A 16,965-nucleotide genomic window follows, 5' to 3' on the forward strand; every position below is an offset into this window, starting at 1 on the left:
TTTTTACGCCGCTTATAAAACGATGAGTCGTTTCACCAGGGTTCGATCCGCGATCCGAAGCCGCAGTACATAGATCCCCGCCTGCCGGATGTCGGCGGTGGAAAGTTCGAAGCGATTACCATTCACTCGAAAGGGAGCCACCACCCTGCGGCCACTGAGATCGAAAACTGTGGCAGTCACCGATTCGCCGTCCAGTTCCGGTCCGTCCAGCAATACATTGGCTACCTGGCCCCGCTTCACACCATTGGGAAATATTTTCAGCTTGAAATTCCGGTCTCCTTCTTTAATGGCGGCATTGATCCCGCTCATTGCGTTCGGTGCCAATAAGGAGCCTCCGGAATCTGGTACGATACCGATCTTGTCCAGGATGGGCGAATCGTACACTTTGATCGTATTGGTGCCGGCATTCAGACTGACAGCGAACGTATGATCCGCCGGGCTGCCGCCCTGATAGCACCACTGCCCGGATGCCGCAACGTTTACGGTTTGCACGGAGCCATTAACGTCCACCGTAATGGTGTTGGAACTGGTAGTGGTATAACTCAGACTTAGTTCGTAATCTCCGGCCAGGCTGAGATCAACGGAAAAGGTCACTGCATTGGAACTGCCCCCGGAAAGGTTTTTCACGGATTCTGCACCCGAGAATAGATTGCAACTCGTCGTCACCGCCGTACCGGACAAAACGGCCTCCTCGGCCTCAAAGATCCCGCCAGCAGCCAGTTCACCGACACTGATCCTGTCCATGATCGGCGAATCGTAAAAGAAAATCGTATTGTAGCCGGCTACCAAGGTAACCTCCAGACTATGGCTGCCCGGACTGCCGCCCTGGAAACACCAGCCACCGGAAGCGTCCAGGGTATCCGTCTGCGCCGTCCCGCCATTGACCTGATAGGTAAAAGTCCGGGAATTGACCGCAAAGTAATCCACCGTCAGCAGGTAATCCCCGGCGGTGGGCACGTAGACATTATCGAAACTCAAACCATTGGCGGTACCGCTGTCGATGAGCTTAACCATTTGGTTGCCAGAGGCGGTAGCACAACTGGCCGTCGTGGCCGTACCGGATAAGGTCGCGTCCTCTGCTTCGTAGGTTCCGCCGGTCGTCAGCACTAATTCTACGTAGTCGATGATCGGTGCATCGTAGAAAGTGATCGCATTCCAGCCGGAATCCAGGGGAACGGAGATCGTGGCCACAGCGGTGGAGCCCCCTTCGTAACAAAAAGATCCGGACGCCGAGACGTTCTCCGTCACTGCGGTTTCGGAATTGACCTGATAGGTGAAGCTGCCGTTAGCCGTGGTTAAGTAGTGGACATCCAGATCATAGGTGCCGTCCCCGGGTGCCGTGATGTACTCAAATTTGGTCCCCTGGGTGGCCCCTAGGCTCGTCGCTTTTACCGCTGCGCCGTCGGAAAAGCCATTGCAGGAAGTGATCTCTATGCCACCGAAAAGCGCGGCCGTTTCCGCTTCGTACTGCGGGCCCGTAGGAATGGGATTGTTCCCCTGCGAAGTTTCCCCGCTACCGTTGTATGCGCCGATATTGAATCCGCTATTAGTCACATCCACGGCATTGCCGAAATAGTCCTCCGTCGCATTGGCGGAAATATTGGCAAAGATGCCCTTGCCGGCCATTGGGAACAGGGGTTCGGTCAAAACTTTTCCGGCATCGATGGCCGGACTGCCCATTTCCAGTTTATAGGCATCCGGGTTATTCAGGGCACCGGGGTTCAGGTAGAGCGGATTCTCAAATAAGGCGTTGCCGTCCTGATCGGTAAAATTGGAACTGCGTACGTCGCCGTGGTAGAGATTGTTATCTACCAGTACCAAATTATCGCGGTTGAATTGTTTGTAGCCGACGTGCGCTCCGGATCTGACGTAGATCGCGTTATTGGTGATCAGCGCGTCCTGGGAAGTGAGTTGCAGACCGGGTTTGAGAAATTCGCCGTTCGGCTTCTGATCCACATACACGGTATTGTTGTAGACGAATATACTGTCGGACTTGATACCGCCGCCACCGCCGGCGTAGTCCGAAAACCAAAAGGTATTCCCTTTGGTGGCCCGCAAGCCGTCATTCACACTGATGTTGAATCGATAGGTCGCGTACAGATTATCCCCCAGGATCTCCACAAAACCCTGGTTGTCTTCGCTGTAATTGTACTGGAGCAGCACGTACTTATTCCCGAAATCAATGTGCATTCCGTAGGAATCGTTGTCTCCCCGGGCGTGAAACGTCTGATTGTACTGGGCAATGACATTGCGACAACTAAAGAACCAGGCCCCGCTCCCCCTTTTGGCCATGCGTGCATCTACATCGGAGCCGGGATAATCGAACAGGTTATTTTCTACCAGGCAGTTATAGGTTTTTCCGGGTGTGATCCCGGAACCGCCCGTCTGATAGAAATGATTGTTGCGCAGCACGTAATTCATATTCCGGTTGAGCGAATCATTGCCCACTCCGGCGTCACCACCAGCGTGTTGGGACCAAAAGCCGAATTTGCCGATCAGGGTAAAATAGCTGTCTTCCAGCCATACGTCCTTGATGTGTTTTTCCTGACCGGATACCGTGTTCCTTTCACTGCGGAAATAGATGCCGGCGACTTTCAAACTATTGAAGCTGACACCCTGGGTTGTAATCGCAAATACGTTTTTTACCGTAAGATCAGCCAGTTCAAAATGGTGCATGACGGTATTGCCGTCGTTCAATACGTAAATGCCGAAGGACTCTTCGTCGCTGACCCCACTGCGGGATACCAGGCGTTCGTTTTGGATCTCAAGATCAGCGATCCGGAAATACTCTTCGTTGTTGATCAGAATGGCGGCGAGATGATCGCCACCGGCGCCACCGGAGCCGTTGAGCACCGGCTGATCCCCCGTTCCGTAGGCGGAAAAAGTGATCAGAGAACCGGCCTGTCCGGAATAGGTGGGTTTCAGCTGACCGATGAACTCATCGCCCCGCCGGAAAAGGATCTCATCTCCCGGCTGGATATTGGCATTGCTGACTTTATCCAGGGTTTGCCAGGGCGTGGTTGAGGATAATCCATCGTTGCTGTCATCACCTGCGTTGCTGACGTAATAGGTGGTTGCCAGAGCGGCAATCTGCAGGGTGGTAATCAACGATAGGATCGATAGAATTTTGAAGAAGGATAAGCATAATTTCATAATACCTTGCTTTTCAGTTTATAATATATTCAGCAAAGTATTCAAATTATTGCCCGCTTCAGGGGGATGAATCGTTCAAAGTAGGGGTAAAATAGGGTCAGGACCGCGATTGCAGCGCGGATGGAGAACTACCGCTTCAATTTCCGCTTCTCGACCCCCTCAAAGGTGATCTTCACCGGTTTGATCAGTCCCTGTTCGTCAAATTCCAGTTTGTCCATACAGGTTGCCCGGTGGTTGTGGTGCGTTTCGGACAACGGCCGACGGTGGTAGACGATGTACCACTCGTCCGTATCCGGTACCTGGATCAGCGAATGGTGCCCGGCACCGGTAGCCACTTCCGGATCCTGCTGCAGCACCACCCCGATCCTTTCAAAAGGGCCAAAGGGCGAATCCGCAATGGCGTAAGCGACCTTATAGTGAGGGCCGCCCCAACCGCCTTCGGACCACATAAAATAGTACTTTCCGTCCCGGATAAACATAAATGGCCCTTCCACGTATTCATCGGGCGTGATCTCGCGAAAGATGGTTCCATCCTCGTAGGGTTCAAACCCGGTAAAATCATCTTTCAGTTTGACGATATTGCAGTGCCGCCAGCCACCGTAGATCATATAGTACTGTCCGTCCTTATCCTTAAAAACGAACTGATCGATCGGCTGGGCGCCGTTATGAAATTTGTCCAGCAAAGGTTTACCAAGATAATCCCGGAACGGACCTTCCGGCCGGTCGGCCACGGCCACCCCGATACCGCCCGCTTCCTCGTCGCTCTGGATATCGTTGGCCGCAAAAAACAGAAAATAACGACCGTCCTTTTCAATAATCGCCGGCGCCCACATGGCTTTGTGGGCCCATTTCACGGCCGTAGTATCAATGATGCGTTCGTGCTTTTTCCACTTAATCAGGTTGCGGGAGGAAAAGGCATCCATGAATACCTGATTTTCGTAAACGTCCGAATAGGTGGGATAAATGAAATACCGATTGCCGAATACCGTGCCTTCCGGATCGGCATACCAGCCGTCGAATAGCGGATTTCCAGAAGTTTTCTGAGCGGATAATACCTGTACCGAAAGGATCAAAGTGAGCAGTACGAGTAGCGTGTTGTTTCGTGTCGTCATGTAGATTTTGTTTTCCATTCAGGTCGGTGGGCAGTCGATTTCCCGCAGTGGGAAAAATCGACTGCCCACCACCCTGCTTATTTCTTCTCCACCGCCGGTGTGTTGAAAGGCGGAGGCGTGACCTGTGGTGTCCGTTGTTGTTCCAGCATGCGCAGGACTTCCTGTACGGCGCGTTCCAGTTGCGGATCGCGACCTTCGGACAGGGCTTTGGCGTCCTGGCGTACGGGAATATCCGGTGCGATACCTTCATTTTCTCCGATGAACTTATTGTTGATCGGATCAAAAACGGCATTATCCGGAGCCGTCAGCGCACCACCGTCAACGAGGCCGTAATGTACGGAAGATTTTACCAAACCTCCCCAGGTACGTGCCCCGATCAGCGGCCCGGCTTCCTGCTGACGGAAGACCCAGGGGAAGAAATCCCCGCCGGAACCCGCGCGTTCGTTGATCAGCAACACCTTGGGTCCCAGGATACCCGCCGGTAAACGGAAGGCTTTTCCGTTCGGCACCTCATTGGTAATAGCCGCCCGCAGGGAGCGCGTCATCAGATCCACCATGTAGTCATCGAGTAATCCACCGCCGTTGAAGCGCTCGTCGATCACCGCGCCTTCCTTATCCTGCTGGGCGAAGTAGTAGCGATTGAAAGAAACAAAACCACCGCCACTGGTATTCGGTACCCAGATGTAGGCCAGGCGTCCGTTGGACAGGCGGTCTACCAGACGCCGGTTGTCTTCTACCCAACCCCGCTGGCGTAGTGCATTTTCACTGCGAATGGGCTCCACGATCGCCGTCCAGGCGCCCTCAAAAGAAGGTTTGTCGTTGATGTGAATGGTGGTTTGCCGTCCGGCGGTACCGTCCAGCCATTCGAACGGGCTGCTATCCGCCGTCAGTTCCTGACCATTGACGCCGACCAGGTAATTGCCCGTCTCCACCTTGAGCCCCGGCCGATCCAGCGGACTGGAAAGAGTCGGGTTCCAGCTTTCAGTCGTATAGATGCGGGTGATGCGCCAGCGCCCGTCGTGGGCTTCCAGGTCTGCACCCAGTAAACCAACGACCGACCGATCCGTTTCGGGATAGTCCCCGCCGAATACGAAACTGTGCCCGACGGAAAGTTCTCCGTTGATCTGATCGAGAATGCTCGTAAGATCCGAGCGGTGGCGAATGTAGGGTACCAGCGGTGCGTAGCGCTCGTAGACCGTCTGCCAGTTGCGGCCGTGCATGCCCGGATCGTAGAAATAGTCCCGTTCGTAGCGCCAGGCTTCTTCGAACATCTGCCGCCATTCCGCCATCCGGTCCAGTTTCATATTCAACTTAACGGACAGGCTCTTGCCGCCTTTGGTATCGTTGCCGCCGGTATTGCTCACCTTCCAGCCCGAGCCCGTCTGGGTCAGGATCTTTTTGGCATCAGCCGAAACGGATACCTGCCGAACGCCGGTCTCGAATTCTTTGGCTTTGCGTTCTTTCAAAGTGAATTTGTGCAGGACCAGTCCGGAACTGCCCGGTTTGCGTTCCGTAACGAAAAGTACCCCTTCGGGGCCGGCCACCGTACTGCGGTAGTTGGCCGTAGGCATCGGCAAGGCGATCGTCCGCCGCTCCACCTGCTCGTAATCGATAACGATCGGCTTTTTCTCTTTATCTTTTTTATCCTTTTCGGCTTCCTTATCGTCTTTATCTTTATCCTCTTCTTTTTCTTCTTCCTTTTCCGCTGCCTCTTCCTCTTTTTCTTCCTTCTTCTCCTTTTCGACCTCTTCCTCGTCACTGCGGGGTACAAAAGGGGAATCTTCTCCTTTCTGCAGCACGATCACGTAGGCGGCGTAATCCGGATCCGCCTGCATGGCACTAGTGTTGGCCCAACCCGAGCCCAAAGCCAGTTCGGTACTGGCGAGGAAATAGAGGTGTTTCTGATCGCGATCCCAGGCCGGAGCGAAGGCATCGGCGAAGGGATCCGTAAGTGCCTGGGCTTTTTGGGTATCCAGATCGTAGACCATGATCCGACGGAAATTATTTTCGCCCGATTTGACGTAGGCCAGTTTTTTGGAATCCGCCGCCCAGGCCAGACCGCTACGGCTGCGGTCCAGGTTGTTCCCTCCGACGTCGGCCGTGGTGATCTTACCGCTTTCCAGTTCCAGGACCTGAATGCGTACATCATCGTCCACGAAGGCAATGTAGGCGCCATCGGGTGACCATACCGGATCCCAGGCCAGTTTGGATTCCCCGATCGAAATGGTTTTGGATTCGGACATCCCGTCCTGATCGGTCAGATGCAAAGCGTAGCCTTTACCCCCGGCATCGGAAAACCAGGCGATCTGATCCTTCTTGGGCGACCAGATCGGATTCCGGTCGGCAGCACCCGAACTTTGGGTCAGGTTGCGGGGATCTCCGTACTCTACCGGCACGGTAAAGATCTCGCCTCTCGCTTCCATCAGAGCCCGTTTGCCCGAAGGGGACAGCGATACCGCGGTAGCGCGGGAACTCACATCCTCCCATTTGGGTTCCGCCCAGGGAAAATCTCCGATCACGGTGATCTCCAGCTGGCGGGTATCGCCCGAAGCCGGGTCTACGGTGTGCAGGTAACCGTTCTGTTCCACGATCAGTTGACCGTCGTGCCCACCCAGCGACTTGACGTCGGTCGCTTTAAAATCCGTTACCTGCCGCAGCTGGCCGCCATCTACGGAATAGGCCCAGACGTTCATGGTCCAGTCGCGATCTGATAGGAAAAAGATCTCGTCGCCCAGCCAGAGCGGCTGAATGTCCGTGGTGCTTTCGTTGGGAAGTAATACTTCACTCTGGTTGGACAAATCAAGCAGGATGAGCGGCGTGTTCTGTCCGCCGCGGTAGGCCCGCCATTCGGTATCCCAACGGCTCATTTTATCGATAATGATCCGCTTGCCATCTTCGGAGTAAGAGCCGTCGTAGCCCCACTGCTCACTTACCTTGACGGAAGGGCCGCCCGTTGCGGGTACCGTCCAGAGTTTGTTGTAGGAGACCGGAGCACTTTCCCGGGTGGAGGCGTACAGCACGTGCTTGCCGTCGGCGGTCCAGCCCCGCACACCCGAAGCAGATGGATGCCAGGTCAGCCGGGTGGGATTGCCGCCCGCTACGGGCACGATGTAAACGGAACTGCCGCCGGAACGATTGGAGGTAAAGGCCAGCCATTTGCCGTCGGGCGAGAAATGGGGATCGCTCTCTACCGCCGGTGTACTGGTAATACGGCGCACATTTTGTCCGTCCAGATCGGATCGCCAGATATCACCGCCGTATACAAAGGCCAGGTAATTCTCACTGATGGTCGGCTGCCGCAGCAAGCGGGTGCCCTGGGCCTCAGCCGTAAAAGCGCCGGCCGTCAGCAGCAGGCCGAAGAGCAGACAATAGGAAAAAGTGGTAAACTTTCGCATCGGGTTAAAGATTTTGGTTAGAGTATGTTTCACTGCCCGGTAATGTTCGGGTACAGATCATGCCGGTGCCCCGGCAGATTTGCCTGTGAAATTAGCTTTCATCCGAAACCGGTTGGCCGGACCAAGCTCACACTCGGTGATGGTTCGTATTTGTATGATTCAACGATTGGATGGTCAATCGCAATTTGAACAATGGACGGGACTCTACTATAGTACATTCGTCTATCGCCGCGATGATAGCTTTATATCCCACACGGGGACTATTTTTTCGACAAAGCGCAATAGGCTTCGGTAGTGTGAAAGCCATGGACAATGATATTTTTGTTCTTGCCGATCACAAATTCGCTCATGCCGACCCTGGTTTTGTTCTTCGGATTCCAGTCGTAGGTATACCCCAGTTCCGTCCAGGGGTAATTGCGGTCCCATTTGGAGTTGTAATAGGATGTCAGCCGCAGGTCATTGATCCAGGTCTTATGGTCATCCGTGGCCGTTTCGGGAAAAGCCAGTTCACAGTTGGAATCCGATATTTCCGCATCCGGGCAGGGCCGGAACACATCCTGCGCGCGTACCCAGAATTCCACAAAATATTTCTTCTCCACATTGGGCGGCAGGCCCAGCAATTGCTTGAGTCGAAAATCCAGCCCTTCCTTGCGGCCGAAGGCGGGCGTACGGCACACATCCTGTAACTGCGGTGCCGCCGTTACCCAGATCGGGTAATTACCGGTATTGTATTTACCCGTTTTTTCGTCATTTTTATAGAAGATCGTATCCTCCTTCCAGGAAGAGACCAGCAGGTATTTTTCGCCGTCAAATTCTTTCCAGACCAGCTGTCCATTTTCGGGAGTGATCGCCACCAACTGATTGGATATTTCCCAGGGCTGGGGTTTGGCGGCATCGCCGACGCCATCGCTGTATAGGCGTTGTACTTTGGCGAGATCGTAGGGTTTCATCAATAATCTGGGGCCACAGCCGACGATCAGCAGGGTGAGCAGGCCCAGCGTAATGGGTAAAGCTATTCTTTGCATTAGGTGTTGTTATTGATCAGATAAACCGGGACCGCGTTAAGTTAAGCAAATAATCTTTATTGGGAATTGTTGTAGCCCGCATGTTGTCTATCTCAAATACCCCTTTAGCTCAACATTAGCATTTTATGTTGCGTCCGGTAAATGGAATAGGAAAACGGACATTCCAGATCAATACCTGGCCAGGGCTACGCACTTTGATTCAAATCCCCTTACTGATCTACAATTATTTTCGCAGCTACCCCGCTAGACATGGATAAGGGCATAGCCCTGAAATATTTATAGCTGCATGATTGCGATCAAATCGGGGAAGGGCATAGCCCTGGAGATATTGGGATTCCTCCAGCAGTTGATCATTAGGACGGTGCGCTGCACCTGGAAAATGGGTGCCGTCCTATTCTGGAACTATGGCGGTGCGCTGCACCTGGAACAATAGATCACGCTCTAATCTGGACCTATGACGGTGCGCTGCACCTATACTGACCAAAGCGATTTGGAAATCCTGACTGTCACCAGCAGGTCAGCACCAAACTACCTTGCATCAAATATTAGGTGCAGCGCACCGTCCTATTTTCAGCCCAAAGGGATGAAAATACATAGAGCTACAGCGTAGCGACCTCATCAACCGATACGGAAAATCTTCAGAACGGTCCGCTGCACCTATCACTGAGCAATGATTGGTGCAAGTTGGGATACACACGCCCGCACGTTTTGCTTTACCTCCTATCTCAACCCGGCAAGACCTCGGATAAAAAACCGGTGATCTCGGCGGCCAGTAGCCCCGGGCGCGTCAGATGCAGCATATGACCGCCCCGCTCCAGCAGGCAGATCCGTTTGACGCCAGAGCTCACCTGCCGGCCGATCCCTCGTACCTGCAGTTCCGTTCCGTACTCGTCGTCTTCACTCTGGACGATCAGGATGGGGGCCTTGATCCCGGTCAGTTCCGATTCAATATTAAAATCGCGAAACGCTTCCGACTGCCAAGTATCGGCCCAGGCCTCGAACAGGGCTCCGGTCTTTTCACCGTGATACCGGTACAATCGTTCCCGAAGGACAGCCTGTTGCGCGAGATTTTCCCCGATGGCTTGCAACGTAACCTCTTCCACGAAAATATGGGCGGCAATACTCACAACGGCAAGCGGTGTAAAGCGGGAGGCGTACAACAGTGCGATGGTACCGCCATCACTGTGCCCGATCAATACCGGATGGGTTACGCCCAGCGCATCCAACACGGCCGGCAGTACGGTATGTGCCTCGTAGTGCAGGTAATCCGGCCTTCGTTTTCCCACCAAAGGCGAAGACTGCCCGTGTCCCTGCCGTTCGATCAATACGGCCGGCAGGCCAAGACTCCTCACCATCCTTTCCGGCAGGTCCTTCCACTGGGGAATAGACCCCAGTGCATCGTGTAGGAAGACGAGTACCGGCTCGGACCTGCTGCCGGCGGGCCGTAACCACCGGATCCCGTGCCTGACGTGATTGACGACCAGCAGCTCATCCTCGATGTCAACTTGTTGTTCAGGCTGTTTCAATACGATTGGCTTGGTCCAGTTCCAGTTCTTTGACGCTGATCTGCCGCATTTCCACTTTCCGGATCTTACCGGTGACGGTCATGGGAAAATCCTCGGTAAACCGGAAATAAGCCGGTACTTTGAAATGAGCGATCTTTCCTTCGCAAAAGGTCCTGAGCGATTCGGGCGTGACCTTCTGGCCCTCCTTCAGTTTCACCCAGGCCATGACAACCTCCCCGTACTTTTTATCGGGCAGGCCGATTACCTGCACATCGCTGATCGCCGGATGGGTGTAGAGAAATTCTTCGATCTCCCGGGGATAGATATTTTCTCCGCCCCGGATGATCATATCTTTGATCCGGCCGGCAATGTTTACATAGCCCTCGTCGTCCATAACCGCCAGATCGCCGGTATGCATCCAGCGGGCGGCATCGATGGCTTCCCGCGTTTGTTCGATATTGTCCCAGTAGCCGAGCATTACGCTGTAACCGCGGGTGCACAGTTCGTCGGGTACGCCAATGGGCACCACCTGTCCGGTTTCCTGATCGATGATCTTAACTTCCAGGTGCGGATGGATCTGCCCTACGGTACTCACCTGTTTCTCCAGCGGGGTGCCCATGCGGGTTTGGGTGCTGACCGGACTGGTCTCCGTCATCCCGTAGGCCACCTGCACTTCGCTCATGTTCATCAGCGACTGGACTTTCTTCAGTACTTCGATCGGGCAGGGCGATCCGGCCATGATCCCGGTACGCAGACTGGTCAGATCAAAGTCGTCAAAACCGGATTGCTCCAGCATCGCGATAAACATGGTCGGCACGCCGTAGATCGCCGTAGCGCGTTCCTTTTCCGCTGCCTGCAGTACGGCCAGCGGTTCAAAACCTTCACTCGGGTAGATCATGGTGGCCCCGTGCGTCATGCATCCCAAATTGCCCATAACCATCCCGAAACAATGGTAGAGCGGCACCGGAATGATCAGCCGGTCTTGATCCGAAAACTCCATGGTCCGGGCCACGAAATAACCGTTATTGAGAATATTGTGATGACTGAGGGTAGCCCCTTTCGGATAGCCGGTAGTGCCGCTGGTGTATTGAATGTTGATGGGGTCATCAAAGCTCAGGCTCCGCTGGATGTCGCTCAGGTCTGCTTCCGACACTTCCGCCGAGCGCTGCATGAATTCCTCCCAGGAAAGCATACCCCGCCCTGGTTTCTCGGCCAGGGAAACAACCGCGCGCAGCTGGGGTAATTTTTCGGACTGCAATTGACCGAAGGCAGCCTGTTCCAGCTCCGGCGCCAGCTCGTGGATCATACTTTCGTAATCGGAACTTTTAAATTTATCCGCAGTGACGATCATGACGCAACCGGATTGGTTGAGCGCATAAGCCAATTCGTGAACGCGGTAGGATGGATTAATATTGACGAGGATCACCCCTGCCTTGGCGGTAGCGAACTGCATAACCGCCCATTCGTAGCGATTGGGTGACCAGATACCGACCCGGTCTCCTTTTTTGATCCCACAGGCGACGAGTGCACGGGCACATTCGTTGACGGCCTGTTGTAGTTGTCGGTAAGTCCACCGAATGTTCTGGTGGTGTACGATCAGTGCTTCATTGTCGGGATAGGTTTTCACGATCTCATCGAACTGGTCGCCGATCGTAATGCCCAACAGGGGCACCGTGCTGGTTCCACTGGCGTAGCTAAGATTCATTGGTTAGGTACTAAAGATCTTGCGGGATATACCGCTAAAGGGTCCTCTGTAAAGATGTAAAAAAAATAGCAGAATACCCGGCTGAACAGCGGTTAGAGATGCTACCGTCCTTTTCACCCGGACAGCGGCCGCCATTTACTTATCGTATCTGGCAAATCCGCAGAACAAATTGCTCCGGCGCAGTCCCCAGAAGATCCTTTGACCTAATGAAGTATAGTAATCCGGTACTTTCCGCACCGTTCCGGAAGGGACAAAATATTCGTACTGACAAAGGCTGTGCCCGTCGTACCGGATAGAAATACTACGGTCTTGATGGATAAATACGGCCTCCGTATCCGCATTTTTGAGCAAGGTGTACAGTTGTTCCAATGGGGTGTCCGAGAGTCCCAGATAAGCCATCAGCTTTGGGCTATATTTATCGTTTTTTCTGCTGTCACCTTCCCAGTTCCAGACCGTTAGGATCACCGTCGTATCCGGCATGATGAGCTTTACCCTCCCGTCCTGCAGGAATTCGAGATCTCTAACCCGGTAATCTGTGGTTTCTTCCAGATGATCGAGTGCGGCCAGGTTAAACGTAATGGAATCACTATCATCACGGCTTAGATGGATATACCAATTTTCTTTCCCGGTGAATTCAATTTCGGTTAGCGGGGGCAGGTCTAGGTCTTCGAGGAAGTTCAGCAGTTCCGCTAATTGGACCTTTCGCTCCAAATAGTTGGTTTGTATACTGTTTTGCACCCGTTTCTCGGCACGGGCTAAAAGCCACTCTTCAACATACAACTCATAGGTAAATATCAACAGCAGCCCGCTAAGCAGTAAGACCACCGCCCATTTCGTCAGATCAATAAGCCGGAATTTGTTTGCTTGTATCATTTATCGACTTGATTCCCTGGTTTATACCGGAGCCACGATCGTCCGGTACAGCTCTTCGGTGAAATCTTCCTCTTGCATTTGCCGCCCCAATCGCTCTGCGTTCTTTTTGTATGCGGGATTATTGAACAGTTCGATCAATTTTGGCTCCAGAGCTGAGGTGCTGACTTTATCGATCGGTACCCCCAATGGCCCCGCCCCCAATTTTGCTACCATCCGGTTCCAGACGAACTGGTCGATGATGTGCGGGATGATCATTGTGGCACAGGCGTGCCGCAGTCCCATATGGGTAGTGCCCGATCCTCCGTGGTGCACAGCGGCGTACACTTTGGGCAGCACCCAGTCGTAAGGGATCTGATCGACAAAATAGAACAGATCGCGGTTATATTTTTTGGGTACCACCAGGCCACCGGAGGCCGTGTTGATCAGTGCGGGGATCTTATTCCTTTCCAGAATATCCAGCAAAATGGCCGTCTTCTCTTCCGGCCGGGGGTTGGTCATACTTCCGAAGGTGAGCAGCAACAGCTTTTCGTGGCGATCCAGGAAAGCTTCCAGATCCGCAGCGGGCTGCCAGTTGACGGTCTTATCACGTTCGTGGTAACCCAGCACCTGCAGATGATCGGGCCAGGTAGCCGGTCGGGGGAAAAGGGAGGGTGAGATGGTGTAGATCGTCCGGTTACCGGCAATGACTGCCTTTATTTCTTTTCGGCTGATCTGCTTTTCGAGTCCGAGCCATTTTACCGCCTTCATGGTGGTGGAGAGCAGTCCGAAATTGGCGATCCGGAAAGTCTGCTGGTTCAGAAAGGCGCCGAAATTACGATGAAAGGCCAAATGGCTGTGCCCAGGTACGTAGTGCAGATAGGGCACCGGACTGATGTTGATGTTCTGACCGGGATGATCTACGGTCCACATCAGGGAATAAAGCGCTTTACCGTTGGATACTATACGGTCCGGTTGTTCCTGACCAATGATCACCGATTGGCGCCGGATCAATTCCTTGTTCATCTTGCTGTAATTCCGGGCCAGCCGCAGATAGGCCAGAAATTTCCCGAATCCCGAGCTATTTCCGCCCAGGGCGGCCTTTCCGTCCTCACTTTCGAGCATTTCAAGGAATTCCGTCCCCAGGGAAGCAAAGCGGAAACCGGATTCCTCCGCCAGTTTGCGGAATTGTTCCGGGAAAAGACACACGACATCGTGACCGCGATGCAGCAAGATCTCCCCGATGGCCAGAAAGGGTTCCATATCGCCCCGGGTACCGATGGAGGCCAGCAGGATCTTCATATTGGGTTCATTTCATTCGAGCTACGCATGGACGATGCGTCCAGCTTAACAGTGTATTATTCTCGGTACGAATAATACTAAATTCCTACTGATAATCCTCATTTTATAGCTTTATCCTCCGGCAGTAATCCTAATTTTCAGTGGCGTATTATTTAGGGAACAGGCTGCCTGGCCATCTTATTCTTCTTTCTATTATTCCGATTGTTTTAATCCGGGCTTAACTGGTGGCCGATATCCGGAATCTGCCGGTACCAACCACCAGTTCTGCACGGCGTACTAATTTCTGATTACGACAAACTTCTTCGTGATCACCAATTCTTCGGTTTTTAGCCGAATGAGATAGGCATCTGGTGGTAGTTCGCCCAATTTCAAGCGCTCAATCCCCGTCTGTACTTCCGCTATCCGGTGTAGCAGGATTACCGTTCCCAGTCGGTTGTAAATAAGGATAGATACGTCTTGGCCCAGGAAATCAGTGAGTCGAACATTCAGTTCCGTCCGTGCGGGATTGGGATACACCGTAAAATCCCGGGGCCGTTTGAACGAACTTTCACCGGAACCGGCATTTCCGTTCCCAAGGAGATTACGGGAAGCAGCTTCTGAACAAGGAACCGAACCGCAAGGACCCAGCGTAGCGCCGGCGGCCAGTAAAGCTGGCACATCGTTTTTCCGAACACAGATCGGTTGCCCGTTATTACAAAGCGCCACGTTCTTTCCATTCTTCCCACAAGCTACATTGATGACCTCCACGCTGACCTCATTTACCGCATCACAGCCTTCCGCATCCACCACCGTAACGCTATAAAGGGTGCTGCTCGCAGGACAAACTTCAATCTTTTCTGTGGTTTCTCCCGTACTCCAACTATAGCTGAATGGCATGACGCCGCCGGAAACAGTGGCCGTCAGATCCGTGCAGGCAGCCGGGGCGTAGCCATTATAAACCGTTTGGCAATTGCCGATACTGACAAAAAGATCTTCACAGTTCTGTTCGCAGGCATCGGGAATACCATTGTTATTGTCGTCAATCCGGTCGTCTTCACCGGGACACTGGTCGCAACCATCGGGTACGCCGTCCAGATCCGTATCAATATGATCATCGGAGCCCTGGCAGATATCCAGTTCGTTGCAGATGCCATCGCCATCGGTATCAACGCTGTCGTTTGCTCCGGGGCATTGATCGCAGGCGTCCGGGACCATGTCGCCATCCGTATCCAGATTGTCATCGCCGTCCGGACAGATATCCAGTTCATCGCAGATACCGTCCTGATCCGCATCGCCGGTCAGGTCGTTACCCAGACAAAGATCACAGGCATCGGCTACACCGTCTCCGTCCGAGTCGATGTTGTCATCGCCGTCCGGACAGGTGTCGATATCATCGCAGATACCGTCCCCGTCGCTATCTCCGGATGCATCATCACCCAGACAGATATCACATCCATCGAGCACATCATCGCCGTCCGAATCGATCTCCTGCCCGACGCATTGGCACTGGGCATTTAAGGTATCATTGATCGTACAAGGATCACCGTCGTCGCACTGGCCACCACCCTGGTTGTTATTGCAGTCGTCACATACATTGCCAATGCCGTCCTTGTCCTGGTCGGCCTGATTTGGATTGGGCGTAAGCTGACAATTATCATCACAATCGGCAACGCCATCCCCATCCGCATCGGCCGAAACGACTCTAATGGTAGCGCTACAGTTGCTCGTATTACCACACTCATCGACTGCGGTAAGCACCACGGTATTATTACCGACATCCGAACAATTAAACAAAGCTTTTGATATGCTTAGGTCCACATTTCCGCAGTTGTCAGAGACCGTACTCACGATCGTTTCCGGAGTGATCGAGGCACTCCCCTCCAAACTCAGCGTTAGCGGCGGGGTATTTGTTTTGCAACCCAGATTAGGCGGTGTCGTATCGATGAAATCAAAAACCTGTACACAAGCGGTAACATTCCCGCAATTGTCTTCGATCGTCCAGGTCCTGGTCACCCGCCAGATGAGCTGCCCCGGCGTATTGCAGGGGCCGAAAAATTCAATATCGTCCTGGTACGCCACTGAAGGTGCCGAGATACAATTATCCGACACATTCGACGGGAAACCGGTAAGAGTGGGATCAATACTGGGATCCTGCGGCGTATTAGAAGGTACCGGCACCGTATTAAAATCAGCGGACCATTCGATCGGTGCCGCGGGTGAAGGTGGGCAATCTGCGAAGGGTGGAATGTCGTCCAGGACCTGGATCGTTTGTTGGTGAGTAGATGTATTACCGCAGGCATCGCTGAAAGTCCAGGTGCGCATCAGGGTAAAATCATGGGCACAATCTCCCAGGTTGATCTCCTCGAACAGGATAGCGGTCACCTTTCCATCGCAATTGTCGATAGCGGTCAGACTTGCGGGTGCGGGTACGTCTTCGGCACAAGCTAAGACCAGATCGGGCGGTAGCGATTCCTGAATGACCGGAGCCTCGTCGTCTAAGACATGGATCGTCTGGCTCGTGGATAAGGTATTCCCACAGGTATCCCTGAAGGTCCAGATGCGGACTTCGGTGAACTCATTCGGGCAATCACCTGAGGTTATTTGTACTACAGGGCTGGCGATAATAATGCCGTCACAATTGTCGATAGCCGTTAAACCCTCCGGCGCGGGATAGTCTTCATTACAGGATAGCGTCAGATCGGGTGGAGTCATATCTATGATGATCGGAACCTGATCGTCTAAGACATGAATGGTCTGAGATACACTGGTGCTATTGCCACAGGTATCGCTGAAGGTCCAGGTACGGACTTCGGTGAAGTTGTTCGGGCAACCACGGAAAATAAACTGGCTGACCGGACTAGCCACCATAATTCCGTCACAATTATCGACCGCCGTTAAATTGGTTGGTTGGGGATAGCCAGCAGAGCAGTCCAGAGTAAG

At 53.4% G+C, this 16,965-nt stretch carries 10 protein-coding genes; 1 reads left to right on the plus strand and 9 read right to left on the minus strand.

Annotated features, from left to right (window positions below; all coding sequences use genetic code 11):
- Positions 1-12 precede the first annotated feature (12 nt).
- The 4 genes from CRP01_RS17830 to CRP01_RS17845 form a co-directional block, all read right to left on the minus strand.
- Positions 13-3,153, minus strand: coding sequence for a T9SS type A sorting domain-containing protein (locus CRP01_RS17830; RefSeq protein WP_099151433.1), 3,141 nt, complete (start codon positions 3,151-3,153; stop codon positions 13-15).
- 128 nt (positions 3,154-3,281) lie between these two features.
- A complete protein-coding gene (locus tag CRP01_RS17835) occupies positions 3,282-4,265 on the minus strand; it encodes a glycoside hydrolase family 43 protein (RefSeq protein WP_099151454.1) in 984 nt (327 codons plus the stop codon).
- A 77-nt stretch (positions 4,266-4,342) separates the two neighbouring features.
- Complete coding sequence (locus tag CRP01_RS17840; protein WP_099151434.1) at positions 4,343-7,660, minus strand: S41 family peptidase; 3,318 nt, start codon at positions 7,658-7,660, stop codon at positions 4,343-4,345.
- A gap of 260 nt (positions 7,661-7,920) precedes the next feature.
- Complete coding sequence (locus tag CRP01_RS17845; protein WP_099151435.1) at positions 7,921-8,685, minus strand: hypothetical protein; 765 nt, start codon at positions 8,683-8,685, stop codon at positions 7,921-7,923.
- A 286-nt stretch (positions 8,686-8,971) separates the two neighbouring features.
- Here CRP01_RS17845 and CRP01_RS42340 point away from each other — a divergent pair, with 286 nt between their 5' ends.
- Positions 8,972-9,118, plus strand: a complete 147-nt coding sequence (locus CRP01_RS42340) for a hypothetical protein (RefSeq protein WP_170110422.1) — start codon at positions 8,972-8,974, stop codon at positions 9,116-9,118.
- Between the two features lie 292 nt (positions 9,119-9,410).
- Here the strand turns inward: CRP01_RS42340 and CRP01_RS17850 are convergent, their stop codons facing one another.
- The 5 genes from CRP01_RS17850 to CRP01_RS17870 all read right to left on the minus strand — a co-directional run.
- Entirely contained in the window at positions 9,411-10,211 is an 801-nt protein-coding gene (locus CRP01_RS17850; protein ID WP_170110423.1) for an alpha/beta fold hydrolase, read from the minus strand.
- Positions 10,198-11,895: an AMP-binding protein gene (locus tag CRP01_RS17855; RefSeq protein WP_099151437.1), complete on the minus strand. Its 1,698-nt coding sequence runs from the start codon at positions 11,893-11,895 to the stop codon at positions 10,198-10,200. Before CRP01_RS17855 ends, CRP01_RS17850 begins: the two co-directional genes overlap by 14 nt.
- Positions 11,896-12,030: 135 nt before the next feature.
- Positions 12,031-12,768, minus strand: coding sequence for a hypothetical protein (locus CRP01_RS17860; protein ID WP_099151438.1), 738 nt, complete (start codon positions 12,766-12,768; stop codon positions 12,031-12,033).
- Between the two features lie 21 nt (positions 12,769-12,789).
- Positions 12,790-14,046, minus strand: coding sequence for a glycosyltransferase (locus tag CRP01_RS17865; protein ID WP_099151439.1), 1,257 nt, complete (start codon positions 14,044-14,046; stop codon positions 12,790-12,792).
- Positions 14,047-14,322: 276 nt separating this feature from the next.
- Positions 14,323-16,965 (minus strand): T9SS type A sorting domain-containing protein (locus CRP01_RS17870; RefSeq protein ID WP_222845762.1); only part of this gene is annotated, 2,643 nt, incomplete at its 5' end.

It is taken from the genome of Flavilitoribacter nigricans DSM 23189 = NBRC 102662, assembly GCF_002646595.1.
Taxonomy (GTDB): domain Bacteria; phylum Bacteroidota; class Bacteroidia; order Chitinophagales; family Saprospiraceae; genus Flavilitoribacter; species Flavilitoribacter nigricans.